The sequence below is a fragment of the Isoptericola sp. NPDC057559 genome (assembly GCF_042801555.1).
Classification (GTDB): domain Bacteria; phylum Actinomycetota; class Actinomycetes; order Actinomycetales; family Cellulomonadaceae; genus Isoptericola.
Genome location: NZ_JBHVFQ010000016.1, coordinates 1 through 18414 on the forward strand (window position 1 = coordinate 1; position 18414 = coordinate 18414).

General features: G+C 76.6%; 15 protein-coding genes. 5 read left to right on the forward strand and 10 right to left on the reverse strand.

The features are described 5' to 3' along the window. Window positions 1-204: 204 nt before the first annotated feature. The 4 genes from ACFU5J_RS14920 to ACFU5J_RS14935 all read right to left on the reverse strand — a co-directional run bounded on the left by ACFU5J_RS14920 (window position 205) and on the right by ACFU5J_RS14935 (window position 6290). Window positions 205-3006: a glycosyltransferase gene (locus ACFU5J_RS14920; RefSeq protein ID WP_430579240.1), complete on the reverse strand. Its 2802-nt coding sequence runs from the start codon at window positions 3004-3006 to the stop codon at window positions 205-207. 16 nt (window positions 3007-3022) lie between these two features. Then, on the reverse strand, window positions 3023-4495 hold the full coding sequence (locus ACFU5J_RS14925; protein ID WP_430579241.1) for a polysaccharide pyruvyl transferase family protein: 1473 nt from the start codon (window positions 4493-4495) through the stop codon (window positions 3023-3025). Window positions 4496-4638: 143 nt separating this feature from the next. Further along, on the reverse strand, window positions 4639-4860 hold the full coding sequence (locus ACFU5J_RS14930) for a Trm112 family protein (RefSeq protein WP_430577137.1): 222 nt from the start codon (window positions 4858-4860) through the stop codon (window positions 4639-4641). Next, complete coding sequence (locus ACFU5J_RS14935; RefSeq protein WP_430577136.1) at window positions 4857-6290, reverse strand: phosphomannomutase/phosphoglucomutase; 1434 nt, start codon at window positions 6288-6290, stop codon at window positions 4857-4859. Before ACFU5J_RS14935 ends, ACFU5J_RS14930 begins: the two co-directional genes overlap by 4 nt. Window positions 6291-6382: 92 nt before the next feature. Here ACFU5J_RS14935 and manA point away from each other — a divergent pair, with 92 nt between their 5' ends. Next, complete coding sequence (gene manA, locus ACFU5J_RS14940; RefSeq protein ID WP_430579242.1) at window positions 6383-7591, forward strand: mannose-6-phosphate isomerase, class I; 1209 nt, start codon at window positions 6383-6385, stop codon at window positions 7589-7591. A 42-nt stretch (window positions 7592-7633) separates the two neighbouring features. Here manA and ACFU5J_RS14945 read toward each other — a convergent pair whose 3' ends face one another. After that, complete coding sequence (locus ACFU5J_RS14945) at window positions 7634-7990, reverse strand: DUF3499 domain-containing protein (protein WP_430577134.1); 357 nt, start codon at window positions 7988-7990, stop codon at window positions 7634-7636. Window positions 7991-8199: 209 nt separating this feature from the next. Here ACFU5J_RS14945 and ACFU5J_RS14950 point away from each other — a divergent pair, with 209 nt between their 5' ends. Beyond that, window positions 8200-8574 (forward strand): metallopeptidase family protein, encoded by a 375-nt coding sequence (locus tag ACFU5J_RS14950; RefSeq protein WP_430577133.1) that lies wholly within the window; start codon window positions 8200-8202, stop codon window positions 8572-8574. 27 nt (window positions 8575-8601) lie between these two features. On the opposite strand, the gene ACFU5J_RS14955 is transcribed toward ACFU5J_RS14950, so the two are convergent. The 3 genes from ACFU5J_RS14955 to ACFU5J_RS14965 form a co-directional block, all read right to left on the reverse strand. Continuing rightward, complete coding sequence (locus ACFU5J_RS14955; RefSeq protein ID WP_430579243.1) at window positions 8602-10230, reverse strand: DUF5719 family protein; 1629 nt, start codon at window positions 10228-10230, stop codon at window positions 8602-8604. A 32-nt stretch (window positions 10231-10262) separates the two neighbouring features. Next, on the reverse strand, window positions 10263-13565 hold the full coding sequence (locus ACFU5J_RS14960; RefSeq protein ID WP_430579244.1) for a glycosyltransferase: 3303 nt from the start codon (window positions 13563-13565) through the stop codon (window positions 10263-10265). A gap of 192 nt (window positions 13566-13757) precedes the next feature. Then, window positions 13758-14093 (reverse strand): WhiB family transcriptional regulator, encoded by a 336-nt coding sequence (locus ACFU5J_RS14965; RefSeq protein ID WP_380244291.1) that lies wholly within the window; start codon window positions 14091-14093, stop codon window positions 13758-13760. 163 nt (window positions 14094-14256) lie between these two features. On the opposite strand from ACFU5J_RS14965, the gene ACFU5J_RS14970 reads away from it, so the two are divergent. Next, window positions 14257-15027: a TIGR03089 family protein gene (locus tag ACFU5J_RS14970; protein WP_430579245.1), complete on the forward strand. Its 771-nt coding sequence runs from the start codon at window positions 14257-14259 to the stop codon at window positions 15025-15027. Between the two features lie 55 nt (window positions 15028-15082). Further along, a complete protein-coding gene (rfbA, locus tag ACFU5J_RS14975; protein ID WP_430579246.1) occupies window positions 15083-15946 on the forward strand; it encodes a glucose-1-phosphate thymidylyltransferase RfbA in 864 nt (287 codons plus the stop codon). Between the two features lie 52 nt (window positions 15947-15998). On the opposite strand, the gene ACFU5J_RS14980 is transcribed toward rfbA, so the two are convergent. Continuing rightward, complete coding sequence (locus ACFU5J_RS14980) at window positions 15999-16757, reverse strand: class I SAM-dependent methyltransferase (protein ID WP_430579247.1); 759 nt, start codon at window positions 16755-16757, stop codon at window positions 15999-16001. A 53-nt stretch (window positions 16758-16810) separates the two neighbouring features. Beyond that, window positions 16811-17644, reverse strand: a complete 834-nt coding sequence (rfbD, locus tag ACFU5J_RS14985; RefSeq protein ID WP_430579290.1) for a dTDP-4-dehydrorhamnose reductase — start codon at window positions 17642-17644, stop codon at window positions 16811-16813. Window positions 17645-17791: 147 nt separating this feature from the next. On the opposite strand from rfbD, the gene ACFU5J_RS14990 reads away from it, so the two are divergent. Beyond that, window positions 17792-18409, forward strand: a complete 618-nt coding sequence (locus ACFU5J_RS14990; RefSeq protein WP_430579248.1) for a dTDP-4-dehydrorhamnose 3,5-epimerase family protein — start codon at window positions 17792-17794, stop codon at window positions 18407-18409. Window positions 18410-18414 lie beyond the last annotated feature (5 nt).

The window sequence follows — 18414 nt, forward strand, 5'->3', positions numbered from 1 at the left end:
GCGCGGGCCAGGTCGTGCACCGCCGGTCGCACCCCGTCCACGCGGGTCCAGTCGCGCAGGCCCAGCCGCAGCGCCGCGCGCACCGCCGCGGGGCGCATGGGCGCCAGCGCCGCCGCGGCCCCGTCGCCCGCCGCGCCGAGCACGGCGAGGGCGCGGGCGTTGCCGCGCGCCACCGCACGGACTCCCCCGACGCCCCGGCCCCGGTCAGCCGGCACGGGAGACCGTCCTGCGCTCCTCGACGGCGGCGCCGGCCTCGTCCCAGCGATCCCGCTCGAGCACGTAGCGGCCGGCGTCCCACGGCTTCTGGTGCCCGGCCCAGTGCAGGATGCGCGGCTCGCGCACCGTCTCCTGCGACGGCCACATGTTCCAGGCCGGGTCGAGCCGCCGGTAGCCGGACCCGGCGTAGCAGTTGAGCACCTCCTGGTCGTTGAGCCCGTAGTGCTCGACGAACGGCACGAACCGCCGCGTGAACTCGTCGGCGCGCATCCGCGCCAGGTCGAGCACCAGGATGCCCGCGTTGAACGCGGCGAAGTCCCCCGGGTGCCGCGCGTACATGGTGCGGAACAGCTCGTTCGCCGCCCCGGGCGAGGCGCTGAGGCGGCGTCCCGAGCGCAGCAGGTTGCCCAGGCCGGACCGCACCCCGTGGCCGACCGACGCGCGGGCGGCCAGCGGCGCCCCGTCCAGCTCGACGTCGTGCAGCGTCGCGAGGTCGACCAGCGTCAGGGCGTCGATGTCGTGGTAGACGAGCCGGTCGACGTCGGGCAGCAGCTCGGGCAGGAGCAGCCGGTCCATGGTCGAGACGGTGATGTGCGACAGCATCCCGAGCACCGGGCCGTAGTCGATGTCGTCGCAGGCGATCCACTCGAACGTCACCTCGGGGAACAGCGCGGCGAGCCGGTCGTGGTCGGCCCCCGTGTGGTCGCGGGTGAGCGCCACCACGTGCAGCGGCCGCGCGGTGCCCGCGACCATGCCCTGCACCACGACCTCCATCTGCGCCTTGAGGTTCGCGTCGAGGGCCACGGCGGCGTGCACGGGCTCCCCGGGCCGCGGGGTCGTCGCCGGCACGACGACGCGCGACTCGCGGGCCGTGCGGCAGGCCGCGTCGACGTCGAACGACAGCGGCAGCTCGGCGGCCGGCCGCTCGAACGCGGCCCGGGCCCGGGCCACCTCCGGCGCGCACGCGGCGCGCCAGGCGGCGTAGACCTCGTCGGCGGGCGCGCCGGACAGCAGCAGCCCGACGCTCGGCGCCAGCAGGTCGCGGATGCGCTCGCGCATCGCGCGCAGGCCCTCCTCGTCGGCGTCCAGCAGGCCGGCGAACCGGACGTCCGCCCGGTTGCGCGGCGTGAACGTGACGGGCGCGCCGATCGACCACGACGGCAGGTAGCAGTGCAGGCGCGACGTGACGATGCCGCCGTACGACGTGCGGTACTCCTCCAGCAGCCCGAGCGCCTCGCGCACGTTGGGCACCATCGGCGTCCAGCGCACGTCCTCGCGCGCCTGCGTGATGGTGAGGTCGTCCGGCGACGGGGCGGCCGTGTCCACGTAGACCGTCGGCGACCCGGGCGGCGCGGAGGTCGTGCGCTCCGGGAAGACGGTGTCGATCGTCGTCGTGAGGCAGCCCGAGAAGAAGGCCGGCACGCCCTTGTTCAGCAGCAGGAAGACGGTGTTCCAGTCGCGGCAGCCCACCGGGCCGTGCGCCGTGAGGTACGCGACCGCGTCCTCGGTGAGCATCGACGGCCGGTTGACGTGGAACGAGACGAACAGCGGGTTGACGTTCGCGTGGAACGGGAAGTCGTACCGCAGCCCGAACGCGCTCTGCATGTACCAGCCGAACGCGATGGCCCACGTGTTCTCCGGGACGGCGTCCAGGCTGGAGGCGTCCCGGTTCACGACCGTCAGCTCGACGTCCGCGCCGGGCCCCTCGACCCGCAGCTCCGGGCGGACCCGCTCCCCCAGCTCCGTCACGACCTGCGCGAGCTCCGGGTCGCCGTGGAACGTCAGGCCCGTGTGCCGCACCAGGTGGCCCAGGCTGGCGATGGTCTGCACGTAGTCGCCGAGGTTGGACGACGTCGTCGACTCGTCCGGCTGCTTGTAGTCGATGACGCCGAACGACACCCGTCCGGCCGGCACCGCGGCGGGCTCCTGCGGCGCTGCGCCGCGGGCGGCCCAGGTGCGCAGCAGCGCCGCGCGCCGTGCGCCGGCCTCGTCGAGGCCGCCGGCCGCCCGCGCGGCGTCCAGGGCCCGGACCGCCGGGCCGTGCTCGTCCGCCGCGAAGAGCACCTCGGCCAGCTCCACCAGGGTCGGCGCGTCGGTCACCGCCGCGTCGTCCAGCCAGCGCACCGCCCTCGCCACGGCCTCCGGGTCGTCGACGCGCACCCCGACGCGGGCGTACTCCGCGGGCGCGAGCTGCGCGACCAGGTCGGCGGGCACCTCCGCGAACAGGTCGGCGGCCAGGTCGAACAGGTCCTGCCGCGCCGCGACCAGCGCGCCCCCCAGCGCGCCGGCGACCCGGGACTCCGGGCGGGCGTAGAGCGCGTGGCACAGCGCCCGCGCGTCGACGTGCCGGTCCCGCAGGAGCGGGCGGACGGTCGCGACCACGGCGGCGGGCAGGTCCAGGCCCGCGCGCAGGCCCGCCGCCAGCGCGGCCTCCCCGCGCGTCTCGGTGGCGAGCCTGTTCCAGCGCCGGTTCGGCGTGCCCGCGTGGCCGGGCATCGTGTCCTCGTCGATCCCGCGCACCGCGGCGACGAGGCGACGGTAGGCGAGCTGGTACCGCTCGAGCTCCGCCGTGGCCGCGGCGAGCCGCTCGGCCTGCCGGGCGAGGTCGCGCTCCTGCACCCGGCCGCGCTCCTCGAGCGCGCGGCGGCGCCCGCGCTCGGGGTCGGGCGTCCCGGTGAGGCGGTCCGCGGAGCGCGCCAGGTGGCGCAGGCCGCGGCCGGGGAGCCGCCGCAGCGGCGCGCCCTGGGGCGTGGCCGCGGGCCCCGTCGTCAGTGCTGGTGCCTGGGTCATCTGCGTGGTCTCCTGCTCAGCGCGGCCGGACGAGCCGGCGCGCACGGTTCGCGGCGCGCGACACCAGCGACCCGCGGGCGACGGACGCCCGCGCGGCCCGCAGGGTGGCGCGCACCTGCTCGATCTCCGCACCGAGGGTGCGGAGCTGGGCGTCCTTCGCTCCGAGCTGGCGCTCCTTGGCGCCGAGCTCCTGCTCCTTGGCCCGCAGCCGCTCCTCGGCCTTGGCCTTCTCGAGGGCGGCGTCGTACGTGCGGGCCGCCAGGCGCCGCTCCGTCGGCGTCAGCGGCGTGAACGACGGCTCGACCGCCACCCCCGTGAGGCGCTCGTAGATCGTGGCCAGGTTCGCCAGCGTCGTGTCGTACAGGCCGCGGCGCGTGACGGCGAGCTCGTCGCGCAGCTCCCCCTGCCGCTCCGTGACGTCGTGCACCGTGCGGTAGAGGTCGTCCGTGAACGTCCCGGCCCGCGGGTCGAGCGCCCACTCCGCGTGCCCGATGTCGGTCGCGAAGTAGCGCGTCTTGTGGTGCACGTAGAGGGACAGGGGGATCGTGCCCATGCCCAGCGGCACCATCTGCGCGTGCCCCCGGGTGCCGAGGATGACGGGCAGGCCGGCGAACTCCTCCACCCCCTGGAAGAGCACGTCACGGCTGCCCCACAGCACCCGCTCGGAGTCGACGAGCCCGCGCTCCGTCAGCACGTCGTGGAAGAGCATGTCGGCGCGCGCGTGCGGCACGCTCACGAGCCGCCACCCCTCGCCCTTCAGCCTGGCGAGGACGTCCGCCTGGTCGGCGTAGATCCGGTCCCGGTCGAAGCCCGCGGCGATCTGCCGCTTGCCGATGATGGACTCGACGGCGAGCACCTTGCCGTCGCCGGCGTCGAGGTGCTCGCGGTACAGGTCCGGGAACAGGAACGACGAGATCGTCGTGGGGCACGGCTGGTACTCGACGCGCTCCGGGTCGTGGTCCACGTACTCGCGGATCGTGCGGACGGACCCGTGGTTGCGCAGCCCGAAGAACACGGACTTGTCGAGCGTCAGGTTGAGGTGCTCGCGGAACGGCTCCGCGAAGTCCTCCTGGTCGATGAACCGGTTGTTGCCGACGGCGAAGACGACGATCGGCACCTCGAGGCGGCGCAGCTGCTCCAGGGAGATGTTCCACTGCCAGCCGGAGCGCGCGTTGGCGTTGGTGTCGCGCAGGAAGAGCCCGCCGCCGCCCACGACCACCGCGTCGAAGTGCTCGTTGATGTGGTCGACCAGCTTCGGCCCCACCGGGTCGCGCAGGGACCGGCTGCCGGCCACCTCGAAGCACGCCCCGCCGGCGAACCCCTCGAAGGTCTCGCGGACGGCCTCGAACAGCAGGGTGTCGCCGTAGTTCCCGTACGTCTTGATGTCGAAGTGGAACAGGCGCAGGCGGCGCTCCGGCCGGGCGGCGCGGGAGGCGTCACGGGACGGGCCCGGCCGGGCGGGGCGTACGGCGGCGGCGTGAGTCGGCACGGCGCGAGCGTAGGCACCGGATGGCCGCCGCAAGGCCGGAAACCGGCGGGATCACCGGCTGCTCATCGAGTGTTCATCTGCGCGCCACGGTGCGCTCCGTGGGTGTTCGCCGGGGCCCTCGGGAGGGCCGCCGAGAGGGCCCGTCAGAGGGGTCGCGCGTCGCTCTCCAGGAGCACGGGGATGCCGTCGCGCACGGGGTACGCGAGCGGGCGCTCCGGGTCGGTCGAGCGCAGCTCGGGCTCCCCGTCCGGGCCGACGGCGTCGACCAGCTCGGCGCCCGTGACGGGGCAGCGCAGGATGCCGCGCACCCAGGGGTCGACCGTCGCCGCCCCCGGGGCTCCGGTGCCGTTCGTGCCGTCGCTCATGCGTCCTCCGTCCGCCGCACGAGCGACAGGACGTCGTCGCGCACCTTGACCATGATGTCCTCGTCCGCCGCCTCGACGTTGAGCCGCAGCAGGGGCTCCGTGTTCGACGCCCGCAGGTTGAACCACCACTGCGGGTGGCCGTCCCAGTGGGCCACGGTGAGCCCGTCGAGCTCGTCGACGTCGGCCTGCGGGTAGGCGGCGTCGTACGCCTCGCGCACCCTCCGCGTCGCGGCGGCGGCGTCCGGCACCGTCGAGTTGATCTCCCCCGACGCCACGTACGGGGAGTACATCTCCGCCAGCACCGACAGGGGGTGCGGCTGCCCGCCCAGGGCGGCCAGCACGTGCAGGGCCGCCAGCATGCCCGTGTCGGCGAAGAAGAAGTCGCGGAAGTAGTAGTGCGCGCTGTGCTCGCCGCCGAACACGGCGTCGTGGGAGGCCATCTGCGCCTTGATGAACGAGTGCCCGACGCGGGTGCGCACGGTGGTGGCGCCCGCGGCCCGCAGCAGGTCGGGCACGGCGCGGGAGGTGATGAGGTTGTGGATCACCGTGGGGGTGCGGCCCGCCTCGAGCTCCTTGGCCACCTCGCGCAGCCCGACCAGCGCGGTGACCGCCGACGGCGACACCGGGTCGCCGTGCTCGTCGACGACGAAGCAGCGGTCGGCGTCCCCGTCGAACGCGAGCCCGAGGTCGGCGTCGTGCTCCACGACGGCGGCCCGCAGGTCCTCGAGGTTCTTCGGGTCCAGCGGGTTGGCCTCGTGGTTCGGGAAGCTGCCGTCCAGCTCGAAGTACAGCGGCACGACGTCGAGCGGCAGCGCGGGCAGGCCGGCGGCGGTCCCGAGCACCGCGGGCACGGTGTGCCCGGCCATGCCGTTGCCGGCGTCCACCACGACCTTGAGCGGCCGGATGCCGGAGACGTCCACCAGGCCGCGCAGGAACGCGGCGTAGTCGGCGAGGGTGTCGGCGTCGGTCACGGCGCCCGCGGCGGGCGCCGTCTCCTCCGCGGCCGGGTCGTCCAGGAGGCGCTGGGCCAGCTCGCGCACCTCGGTCAGCCCGGTGTCCTGCCCGACCGGGCGCGCCCCGGCGCGGCACAGCTTGATCCCGTTGTAGACGGCGGGGTTGTGCGACGCGGTGAACATCGCGCCGGGCGCGTCCAGGGCGCCGGACGCGTGGTACAGCCCGTCGGTCGAGCACAGGCCGATCCGCACGACGTCGAGCCCGGCGGCGGCGACGCCCGCGGTGAACGCCTCGACCAGCTCGGGGCCCGAGTCGCGCATGTCGTGCCCGACGACGACCCGGCTCGCCCCCTCGGGCGCCGCCACCACGCGGGCGAAGGCCGCGCCGATCGCGCGGGCCACCTCCGGCGAGAGCTGGTCCGGCACGGTGCCGCGCACGTCGTACGCCTTGATGATGGTGGCCAGGTCGATCGTCACGTCCACAGCGTACGTGCCCCCTCCCGCTCCGGGCGGGTGGTTCTGCCGCGCCCGCGGGCTCCGACGGCCACGCATGTGGAAGGGTGGTGCCCGTGCCCGAGCTCTACCCGCTGGAGAACAGCGTCCAGCACAACGACTGGGGCTCCCGCACGCGGATCCAGGAGCTGCTGGGCACCGTCCCCGACGGCACGCCGGCCGCCGAGCTGTGGCTCGGCGCCCATCCCAGCGCACCCTCCCGGGTGGACGGCGGCGGGTCCCTGCTCGAGCTCGTGCGCTCCGCCCCGGACGCCATGCTCGGCCGCCGCGTCGCCGACGAGTACGGCCCCCGCCTGCCCTACCTGCTCAAGGTGCTCGCCGCGGACCGCTCGCTCTCCCTCCAGGTGCACCCCAAGCCGCACGCCGCCCGTGCCGGCTTCAACCGCGAGAACCGGCAGGGGCTGCCGCCGGGCGACCCGTGCCGCTCCTTCCACGACGACCAGCACAAGCCCGAGATGGTGGTGGCCCTCACCGAGTTCGAGGGCCTGGCCGGCTTCCGCGCACCGCGCGCCGTGCTCGACCTGCTGGACGGGCTCGACGGCGCCCTGGTGGGCGACGTCCGGGCGCTGCTCGCCGCCGACCGGTCGCCCGGCGGGGTGAAGGCCGCGTTCACCCGCCTCGTCGTCGCGCGCCACGACGCGGGGACCCCGGACGACGTCGCGACGACGGTCGCCGCCGTCACCGCCCGCCTCGCCTCGGGCTCGCCGTCGTCCCGCGCCGACGCGACCGTGCTCCAGCTCGCCACGGAGCACCCCGGCGACCCGGCCGCCCTCGCGTCCCTGCTGCTCAACCGCGTCACCCTCGACCCGGGGCAGGGCCTGTTCCTGCCGGCCGGCGAGGTGCACGCCTACCTGTCGGGCCTGGGCGTGGAGATCATGGCGTCGTCGGACAACGTGCTGCGCGCCGGGCTCACCACCAAGCTGGTCGACGAGGAGGCGCTCGTCGAGTGCGCGTCGTTCGTGCCGCGGCCGCCGCAGCCGCCGCGCACCCGCGCCGGCGGCGGGCGGGGGCAGGTGACGACCTACCGGGCGCCGGTGCGGGAGTTCGCGCTGACCCTGGCGGACGTCGGCCCGGACGAGAAGGTCGAGCTGCCCGCGGAGGGGCCGCGCATCGTGCTGTGCCTGTCGGGCGACCTCGAGGTCGGCGCCGAGGGGTGCCCGGCGCCCGCGACGCTCGGCCGCGGCGCCTCGGTCTTCGTCCCGCACGACGCGGGCCCGCTGCGGCTGTCCGGCTCCGGGCACGCCGTGTGCGCATGGGTGCCCTGACCCGCGGCCAGGGCGGGGAGGCGAACGGTCAGGACCGCGAGGTCAGTCGGCCTCGCGCAGCACGCGCAGGTGGCCGCGGCGCGCGGTCTCGGTGACGGACGCCGGCTCGCCGGCCGGCTCCTGCCGCACCCGGCCGGCCTCGCGCACCGCCTCCGCCAGCGCGGACAGGTCGTCGGGCGACGGCGCCGGTTCCTCGAACGCGGGGGTGAGGCGCACGACCTCCCACCCGCGGGGCGCGGTCAGCCCTTCGGCGTGCTGGGCGCACAGGTCGTAGCTGTGCGGCTCGGCGTGCTGCGCGAGCGGACCCAGCACGGCCGTGGAGTCCGCGTACACGTACGTGAGCGTCGCGACCGCGGCATGCGTGCATGCCGTGCGCGAGCACTGCCTCACCGATCTCACGTCCGGGACAATACGCCGAGGCGGGGTGCCCGCGCGCGGGGCTCGCCGCGCCGGCGCCGCCGTGATCGCACCGTGACCCGTGATCGGGCCCCCGCCCGGCATAGGCTCGTCGGGTGCACCACGCCCCCGACCCCGCACCCGACCGCGACCCCGTGCCCGTTCAGGAGCCCGCGCCCCCGGTGCGCCGTCGCGACCGTCGGGGACGGGGCGTGCGCGGCCCCCTGCTGCCGCCGGGGATGCCCGCGCACCGCACCCGCGCCGAGCAGTTCGACGACCTGGTGCTCGACGTCGTGGAGTCGCTGCAGCGCCGGTGGGGGCCCCAGCTCGCGGGCACGGAGTTCGCCGTCGAGGACGTGCCGCCGTCGGAGCCCGCGCCGTGGGAGGCCGACGGCGTGCCGCTGGGCCGCTGCTTCCCCGCCGAGTCGGGCCGGTCGGCGCGCGTCGTCGTCTACCGCCGTCCCGTGGACTTCCGCGCCGCCGACGACCTCGACCGGGCCGACCTGGTCCGCGACGTCGTCGTCGAGCAGGTGGCGCACCTCCTGGCCCGCACGCCCGAGGAGATCGACCCCGGCTACGACTCCTGACCGGCCGAGCGCCGCCGGGTCAGGTCGTCAGCCGGCGTCGACGGCGCGCACGTCGACGGCGCCGGGGGTGGTGACCGCCGCGGTCGGCGCGACCGACGCGACGAGGGTGCCCGCGGACCCCGTGCCGTCGTCGGCGCGCAGCACCGCCGCCCACGCCACCGCCACGTCACCGCCCTTCGCGTCGCCCCGGTCCACGCTCACGCCGGCGGGCACGGTGCCGTCGTCGACGACGCTCGCCAGCGCCACCGAGGCCGTGGCCCCGGCGGTGAGGTCGACGTCCGTGCTGCCGATCTCGGCTCCCGACGCGTCGTAGACGCGCAGCGTGACGGGCACGCCGCCGGTCGGGTCGGTGTCGGGGCCGCGCTCCGCGGGCAGCGCCGACAGCACGACCCCCGTGCGCACCCCGCCGGGCACGCCCAGCTGGCCGGCGGCCCCGGCGGCCCCGGTCACGGCGACCGGCTGCCCGGCGGACCAGGCCACGTCGTAGGGCGTGCCGTCCACCACCGAGTCGTCGGGCTGCGCGCCGGGCTGGTCCGACCGGGCCGCGCCCACCACGGGCACGTCGGCGTCCACCACCACCGTGTACGCGCCCTCGGGCAGGCCGCCGAGCGGCACGTCCGTCACGACGCCGGCCGGCAGGTCCACCTCGTCGGCGCCGCGCAGCACCACGGGCCCGGACGGCCCGTACACCGTGACCCGCGCCGTCCCGTCGGTCTCCCCCGGCACGAGCACGCGCAGGCGCGGCGCGTGCGGGTCGTCCACCGCCTCGCCACGGCTCAGCACGGCGCCCACCGCGAAGGACTCGCGCGGCGTCGCGCCGGGCGTCAGCAGGTCGACGCCGGCGGGCAGCAGCCCGTCGATCGCCTGCGTCTGCAGCGCCGCCGTCACCCGGGCGCCGGACGCGCGCACGTTCACCGCGAGCCGGTCCTGCTCGGGGGCCGCGGACTCGAGCCGGGTCGTCACCTGGTCGTGCGGCGCGACGGTGAACGTGCCGCTACCGCCGAGCGCCACCGGCCCGTTCGGACCGTACACGTCGAGGGCGACGGTCGCGGGGCGCTCGGACGGGTTCTGCACGGTGAGGGTGGCCGTCTGGCCCACCTCGGTGCCGCCGCCCACGAGCCACAGGGACGTCGACGGCGCGGCGCACGACCCGGCGCCCAGCCCGCGCAGGTCGCCCTGCGTCGTGACCGACGCCGTCGTGCCCGCGGCGCGGAACGGCTCGTCGGCCACGGGCGTCGCCCGCAGCACGCGGGTCCCGGTCACGTCGGCCTGCTGCGCGGCGCCGGCGTCGCCGACGGCCAGCGGGTCCGCGGACCTCCCGTCGAGCCCCGTCGTGCGCACGCCCTCCTCCGCCCCGCCGAGCACGACCGCGCCGAGGCGGCTGGTGGTCGGCACGGGGGTGGCGTCGAACTGGGAGTCGCCGACGTCGGCGCCCTTCGGCAGCGCGACGGGCGGGGGGCACACGAGCGTGACGTCGGCGGGCTGCACGCCCACGGTGCGCGTCCCGGCCGCGACGGCCCGCTGCTCCGCCCCCGTCCAGGACTGCGCCCACTGGTCACCGAGCACGGCCACGGCGGCGAGCGCCGCCACGGCCGCCAGCCCCGTGACCGCCGCCGTCGTGGCGCGCACCCCGCGCCGCACCCGGGTGTCCCGCACGTCCTCCCCCGTCCTTCCGCTCCGCCGCGCCGTCATCGTCCGCGCCGCCGTCCGACGGGCAGCGCCAGCAGCGCGTGCACCAGGAGCACGACGCTCGCGAGCGCGAGCCACGCGGTGCGGTGGGGCGACTCGTAGACCACCTGCACGCGGCCCGCCTCGGGGCCGACCGCGAAGGCCTGCGTGCCGCCGGCGTCCACGGCGGCCAGCCGCCGCCCGTCGAGGGTCGCGCGCCAGCCCGGGTCCGCCGACTCGGCGATCCGCAGCGTGCGCTCCTCCCCGCCCTGGGCCAGCCGTGCGCTCGCGCCGGTGCCGTCGGACGGCAGGGTCCGCACGGCGCTCTTCGGCGCGAAGAACGGGGTGGGCGTGCCGTCGGCGTCGCCGCTGCCGCGCAGCACCGTGACCCAGCCGGGCGCCGGACCGTCGGTCGTGACGCGCCACACCAGCGCACCCTCCTCGGTGACCCGGGCGAGCCCGGGCACGAGGTCGAGCGTGGTGACGAGGTCCGCGTCGCCGCCGGCGGGGACCTGCACGGCGCCGATCCCCAGCGCCGCGAGCCGGTCGGTCACGTCGGCGGACCGACCCGTGGCGACCTCGGCAACGATCTGGTCGAGCAGGGCGGTGTCCGCGCGGTCCGGGCCGGCGACCACGCCGGCGGCGCGTGCCCGCACGATCGTCGACGAGTCCTCCAGCCGCGTGCCGTCCGCGTGCAGCAGGGCGTAGTCGACCACCGCCGCCCCCGACGCACCGCCGGGGGTCGCGCCGTCGCCGCCGGGCTGGACCCGGTCCACCTGCAGCACGCGCGCGGAGCGCGGCGGCGCCTGCATCTGCGTGCCGACCGCGGGGACCACGGGCTGCTCCGCGGCGCGCAGGTCGCCGACGGCGCCCCCGCCGGTGGAGCCGAGCACCCACGAGCCGAGCTGTGCCGCCGGCAGCGCGAGGGCCAGCACGCCGACGGCCACCACCCCCGCGGACCCGACGCGCTGCAGCCGGCTGCGCTCGGGCCGCACCACGGGCGCCGCCGTCGGCACGCGGCCGGTCGACGGGAGCGCGCAGATCGCGGCCGCACCCAGCGCCAGGAGCAGCACCGAGAGCCCCACGCCGGGCCAGCCGGTGACTCCCGCGGCGGCCTCGTCCGTCGTCGTCCCGCTCGCGACGACGGTCGCGACCGCCACCACCGAGGTGCCGAGACCGGCCGCCGCGGCCAGCCACGCGAGGCGCACCCCGCGCACCGCGCGGCGTCGCACCAGGGCGACGGCGGCGAGCACGAGGACGGCCGCGCCCAGCAGCGCCGGGCCGACCACGGCGAGGCGGCCGAGCACGCCGTCGGTGCCCAGCCACGGCTCGAACCAGGCGGTGTCCCCCGGCAGGCCGAGCAGCAGCTCCACGGCGGTGGGCGTGCCCTGCGCGGCCACCGGGGCACCCGGTTCCGCGACCAGCAGCCGCCACCCGCCGCTCGACCAGCTGCCGAGCACCTCGCCCCAGAACGGCAGCGGGACGACGACGGCCGGCAGCAGCACGAGCAGCAGCGACCGCCACGAGCGCCGCACGACGAGGGCCGCGACGCCGAGGAGCACCGCGGCCACCGGCAGCAGCACCGGGGCCGCGCAGACGGCGACGGCGAGGAGCAGGCCGGCGGCACCGGCCGCCCCGAGCGAGCCGCGCCGGCGCACGGGCGTGTGCACGACGTCGCGCGCGTGCGCCCCGACGGTGCGCAGCACGGCGACGAGCAGCCACGGCAGGGTGAGGTGCACGAGCACGGCGCCGAGCCGGCCGGAGCCGAGCGACGCGAGGAACCCGGGCGCGGCCGCCCAGGCCAGCGCGGCGACGGCGCGCACCGCCACGGACCGGGTCAGGGATCCCGCGGCGAACCAGCCGCCGAGCGCGGCCAGGGGCAGCGCGGCGACCACGAGGGCGTTCACCGCCGTCTGCAGCCCGCCGCCCGCGACGGCGGCGAACGCGGTCAGGGGCATCAGGAGCGGGTCGGCGGCCGCGCGGACGCCGAGCCCGTCGCGCACCCACCCGGAGGTCGCGGCCTCCCACACGTCGCCGACGGTGCCGGGCGCGGGCAGCAGCCCGCCGCCCACGACCCGGCCGCCGTCGGCCAGCACGCCCTGCCACGGCCCGAACAGCGCGACGTCGAGCGCCACGACGGCCACCATGACGGCGGCCAGGACGATGCGCCGGGTCCCCGCGAGGCGGCGCAGGTCCGCGCGCTCGAGCTCGCTGGGCGCCCACCGCGCGCGCTGGGCCTCGGCCCGCGCCAGGCGCGCGTCCCGGCGCTCGCCGAACACCTGCCGCCAGGTGCCGAGCAGCGGCGTCAGCACCCGTCGCGGCAGCCGCCGGGTGCGGGCGGCCCGCCGCCGGGCGCGGTACAGCGGCACCACGCGCAGGGCCGTCACCACGGCCGCGACCAGCTCGTCGCGGGCGTGCGCGGGCCGCTTCAGCGCCAGGCGGTACATGGCCGCGAACGGCGCCCACACCAGCGTGGCGAGCCACACGAACGGGAGCAGCGGCAGCGGGGCGTCGACGAGGCGCAGGTACAGCTGGCTGCGGCGCCGGGCGTAGCGAGACGCCTCCAGGTCGGGGGCGGCGTCGGGGCGACCGCGCAGGCCGAGCAGCGACGCCTGCGCGTGCCGCACCACCGCGTCGGGCACCACGACCACGCGGTGGCCCGCGAGCCGCGCGCGCCGGCACAGGTCCAGTCCGTCGCCGAACGGTCCGAGCTCCGGGTCGGTGCCGCCCAGCTCGGCCCACACGTGCGCGCGGACCAGGGCGCCGGCGAGGCCGACGGCGAGCACGTCCTCGCGGGCGTCGTGCTGGCCCTGGTCGATCTCCGTGTCGTCGATGCCGGTCATCCGCCGCCCCAGCGGGGAGACGGTGCTGCCGACCTCGACGAGCATGCTGGCCTCGGCGGCGGGGGTCCCGTCCGCGGCGACGGGCCAGCGGCGCTGCTTGCAGCCCGCGACGGCGACCGCGCTCGAGTGCTCCACCGCGCGCAGCAGGCGGGCGAGGGCGTCCGGGTCCGGCGCGGAGTCGTCGTGCAGGATCCACAGCCACCCGGTCTCGGGCACGCCCACCGCCTCGTTGGCGCGGTCGACGGCCTCGCCCAGGCTGCGGACGCCGGCAGCGGCGACGAAGCGGGCGCCGCCCAGGCGCAGGTCGGGGTGGAGCGCGGTGGTCTCCGAGGCCCCGACGTCCACGACGACGACCTCGTCGGCGACGCGCTCCTGGCGCGCGAGCGCGTCGAGCGTCGCGTCGAGGAACGGCGTGCGTCCACGGGTGACGACCACGGCCGTCACGGTGACCACGAGCGGGACGGCGCCGGTGCCGTCCATGCGGTCACCGGCGGCGGGAACGGGCGCGACGGCGGCGGTCGCGCCCGGAGGTGCGACCTCTCCGCCGGGGCGGGCTGGGGTCGGGTGCGGAGCAGTCATCCTGCCCGCCATGATGCGACGGGCCCCGATCCCGTCGTGGGATATCCGACCCGTGCGTGTCGGGCCGGACATCCCCTCCGGTTCAGCGCTCGGTCAGACGGCGCGGCGCTTCAGCTTGCGGCGCTCCCGCTCGGAGAGCCCGCCCCAGATGCCGAACCGCTCGTCGTTCGCGAGCGCATAGTCCAGGCACTCGGCCCGGACCTCACATGACGTGCAGACCTTCTTGGCCTCGCGCGTGGACCCGCCCTTCTCGGGAAAGAAGGCCTCCGGGTCGGTCTGGGCGCACAGGGCTCTTTCCTGCCACCCCAGGAGAGTCTCGTCGTCGACCGTGGCGTCACCGAACAACGGCAGCACCGGCGCTACGCGCTCGGGCTCACGACCGACGTCTGACGGGAAGACCCCCCGGTCCCCATCGAGCAAGTTCCACATGGCGTGCCCCTCCATGCCGTTCTTTAGGGAAACTGCATACCTGGAATTACACGCGTGTCTTTCGAAGGCGTCAAGTCGAAATGTGCTAGTGATCTCGATCTCCACCGCCCATTCACATGCGCGGCGGCCGTCGACCCTCCGGTGCCCTCGTAGGCTGACCTGCGTGAACCCGCTCCCCGCCGCCCACCGGACACCGTCGACGATCTCGCAGATGCTCGATCTTGTCGTGTCGGACCCGGGCCGCCCGCGGCTCACCTGGTACGGCGACGGCGGCGAGCGCGTGGAGCTCTCCGGTGCCGTCCTGCAGAACTGGGTGAACAAGACCGTCAACCTTCTCGTCGAGGAGTTCGACGCCGCCCCGGGCACGGTCGTGACCCTCGACGTCCCCGCGCACTGGCGCGGCGTGCTGTGGGCGCTGGCGGCGTGGCGCTGCGGGGCGACGGTGCGCCTCGCGGGCGACACGCCGGCCGCGGGCGGCGACGTCGTCGTCACCTCCCGCCCCGAGGGCTGGTCCGACGTCCTGTCCGGGCCGGGGGCGGCGGACCTCGTGGCGGTGGCCCTGCCGGCCCTGGCACGGTCCTTCGACGGCGACCTCCCCGCCGGCGCCGTCGACGCCGCGGGCGCGGTGATGACCTACGGCGACGTCATCGGCTGGGCGCCCGAGACCGACCCCGCCGCCACCGCGCTCGAGGCGGCCGGCGCCGACCCCGTCGCCTTCGCCGACCTGCTGGCCGCGCCTCGGCCGTCCGCCGAACGCGTCCTCGTCGACGGCTCCCGGCCCCTCGAGGGCCTGCTGCGCGACCTGCTCGCCACCTGGGCCGCCGACGGCTCCGTGGTGCTCGCGTCCGCCGCCACCGCGGCCGGGCTCGCGGCGGACCCCGCACGCCTGGCGCGCCTGCGCGAGACGGAGCGGATCACCGCCGCCGACGACTGAGCCGCACGCGAGTTCACCCGGCCGGCAGCGCCCGGGTGCAGCACAATGAACTGCCATGCGCGGCATCATCCTGGCCGGCGGCAGCGGCACCCGCCTGCACCCCATCACGCTCGGCGTGAGCAAGCAGCTCGTGCCCGTCTACGACAAGCCGATGATCTACTACCCGCTGTCCACGCTGATCCTGGCGGGCATCCGGGACGTCCTGGTCATCACCACCCCGCACGACGCCGAGCAGTTCCGCCGGCTCCTCGGCGACGGCTCCGAGTTCGGCGTCTCGATCGAGTACACGGTCCAGGCGGAGCCGAACGGCCTCGCCCAGGCGTTCGTGCTCGGGGCGGAGTTCGTCGGGCAGGACGAGGTGGCCCTCGTGCTCGGCGACAACATCTTCTACGGGCCCGGCCTGGGCCGGCAGCTCACCCGCTTCCACGGCCTCGCCGGCGGCGCCGTCTTCGCGTACCGCGTCGCCGACCCCACCGCCTACGGCGTCGTCGAGTTCGACGACGCCGGCCGCGCCCTCTCCCTCGAGGAGAAGCCCGTGCACCCCCGGTCCAGCTACGCCGTCCCCGGCCTGTACTTCTACGACAACGACGTGGTCGAGATCGCCCGGAGCCTCGAGCCGTCCGCGCGCGGCGAGTACGAGATCACGGACGTCAACCGGGAGTACCTCGACCGCGGCACGCTGCAGGTGGAGGTGCTGCCCCGCGGCACCGCCTGGCTCGACACGGGCACCTTCGACTCGCTCCTCGAGGCGTCGGACTACGTCCGCACGATCGAGCGGCGGCAGGGCCTCAAGATCGGCGCGCCCGAGGAGGTCGCCTGGCGCCGCGGGTTCCTCACCGACGACGAGCTGCGGGTGCGCGCCGAGAAGCTCGTGAAGTCCGGGTACGGCACCTACCTCCTGGGCCTCCTCGACCGCTGACCGGCACCGCGCCACCGTGCGCCGCACCCGTCCCGGCCGACGCGCGGGCCCGTCAGGCGCGCGGAGCCCGCCCCCACGCGACGAGTCCGGTCCCCGTGCGCGGGAACGCGCGCTGCGCGACGCGGAACGGCCAGGTCGCGGCGCGCACGAGCGCGCCCTGCGCCTCCGTCGTCGGCTGGAAGAGCCGTCCGCTGCGCGCGGTGCGGTCCGCGGTGCTGCCCTCCTCACGCAGCCCGGGACGGCGGCGGGCGACCTGGTTGCGCGCCGCCTCCAGCGCGTAGCCGAGGGGGACGCCGTACAGGCGCAGGCCGACGTCGGTGAGCCCGGCCGCGACGAGCAGGTCGCGCAGGGCGCGGGGGTCGTAGCGGCGGAAGTGGCCGACGGCCTCGTCCATGGGGCCGAACCGGCGCTGCCAGGCAGGGGTGGAGAGCAGCAGCGTGCCGCCCGGGCGCAGCCGCGCCGCCCACTCGCGCAGGGCGGCCGCGTCGTCGTCGATGTGCTCGATGACCTCGAAGGCGCACACGAGGTCGAAGCGCTCGGCGGCGGGGAGGGTGTCGAGGGGGCCCTGGACGACGGTGCCGGGCACGCCCGCGTCGACGAGGCGCTGCTCGGCCACGCGGGCGCTGTCGGCGTCGAGCTCGACCCCGGTGTACGCGGCGGCGCGCGCGGCGAGGCGGACGCCGACGGCGCCCTGGCCGCAGCCGACCTCGAGCACGCGGCCCGCGGCTCCCGGCAGCAGCGGTTCCACGACGTCCCACCGCAGGCTGCCGTAGAGCGTGAGCGGGGGCGGGGTGGTGGCGACGGGTGACACGGGCGCTCCTTCGTCCTCGACGACCATGGCGGCGGCCCCCTGACGGGGCGAGGTCAGCCTGCCAGCACGTCGGCCGCGGCGGCGTCCCACCGCGCGGCCCAGTCGCCGATCGGCTCGACACCGGCCGCCCGCAGCGCGTCGTGACCGAGCACGGACCAGGCCGGGCGGGCCGCGGGACGCACGAAGGCGTCGCTGGTCGTCGGGGTGACCCGGGTCCCGGTACCGAGGCCCGCCACGATGCGCCGCGTGAAGCCGTACCACGACACCTGTCCCGAGGCCGTGCCGTGGTACGTGCCCGACGGCGCCCCGGCCGCCACGAGGCGGACGATCAGGTCGGCGAGGTCGCGGGTCCAGGTGGGCTGGCCGACCTGGTCGTCGACGACGGCGAGCTCGTCACGATCGGCGGCGAGGCGCGCCATCGTCCTCGGGAAGCAGGCCCCGTGCGCGCCGTAGAGCCACGCGGTACGGACGATCAGGTGGTCCGGAGCCTCCGCGCGCACGGCCCACTCCCCCGCGGCCTTGGTGCGCCCGTAGGCGGACACGGGCGCCGGCGGCGCGTCCTCGGCGTAGGGGGCCGTGGCGGCGCCGTCGAAGACGTAGTCGGTCGAGACGTGCACCGTCCGCGCCCCGGCCGCGTGCGCGGCCCGGGCCACGAGGGCCGCGCCGACGGCGTTCACCCGGAACGCGTCCGCCTCCCGGGACTCGGCGTCGTCGACGGCGGTCCAGGCGGCGCAGTTGACCACCACGTCGACGTCGCGCACGAGCGCGGCCACCGCCGCGGCGTCGGTCACGTCGAGGTCCGCGCGACGGGCGGCGCGGACCTCCGCACCCGTGCCGCGCAGGACGGCCAGGAGGTCGTGGGCGAGCATCCCGCCCGCGCCGACCACGAGCCAGCGGGGCGCGGGAGACCCGGCGGGGGCGTCGGCGGAGGGGCCCGGGGCGGGGACGTCGGTGGCGACCGTGCTCACGCCTGCGATCCTAGGCGTGAGCGGCCCCGACCGGCCCGCTCCCACGCATCGTCCGAAGGAGCACCCGTGCAGTTCCGCGAGCTGGCCGTGCCCGGCGCCTACGAGATCACCCCCCGGCAGTTCGGCGACCCCCGCGGACTCTTCCTCGAGTGGTTCAAGGCCGGACCCTTCGCCGACGCCCTCGGCCACCCGCTGGACCTGCAGCAGGCCAACGCCTCCGTCTCCGCCGCCGGCGTCCTGCGCGGCATCCACTTCGCCGACGTCCCGCCCGGGCAGGCCAAGTACGTCACCTGCGCCGCCGGCGCCGTCCTCGACGTCGTCGTCGACCTCCGGGTCGGCTCACCGACCTTCGGGCGGTGGGACTCCGTGCTTCTCGACGACGTCGACCGCCGCGCCGTCTACCTCGGCGAAGGCCTCGGCCACGCCTTCCTGTCCCTGCAGGACGGCTCGACCGTGCTCTACCTGTGCTCCACCGGCTACGACCCCGGCCACGAGCACGGCATCCACCCCCTCGACCCCGAGGTCGGCATCGACTGGCCCACGACCGCCCGCGACGGCTCCCCGCTGACCCCGCAGCTGTCCGACAAGGACACCACCGCCCCCAGCCTCGCCGAGGCCCGGGAGCAGGGACTCCTGCCCACCCACGACGCCGTCCAGGACCACCTCGCGACGCTGCGCGGCTGACCCCG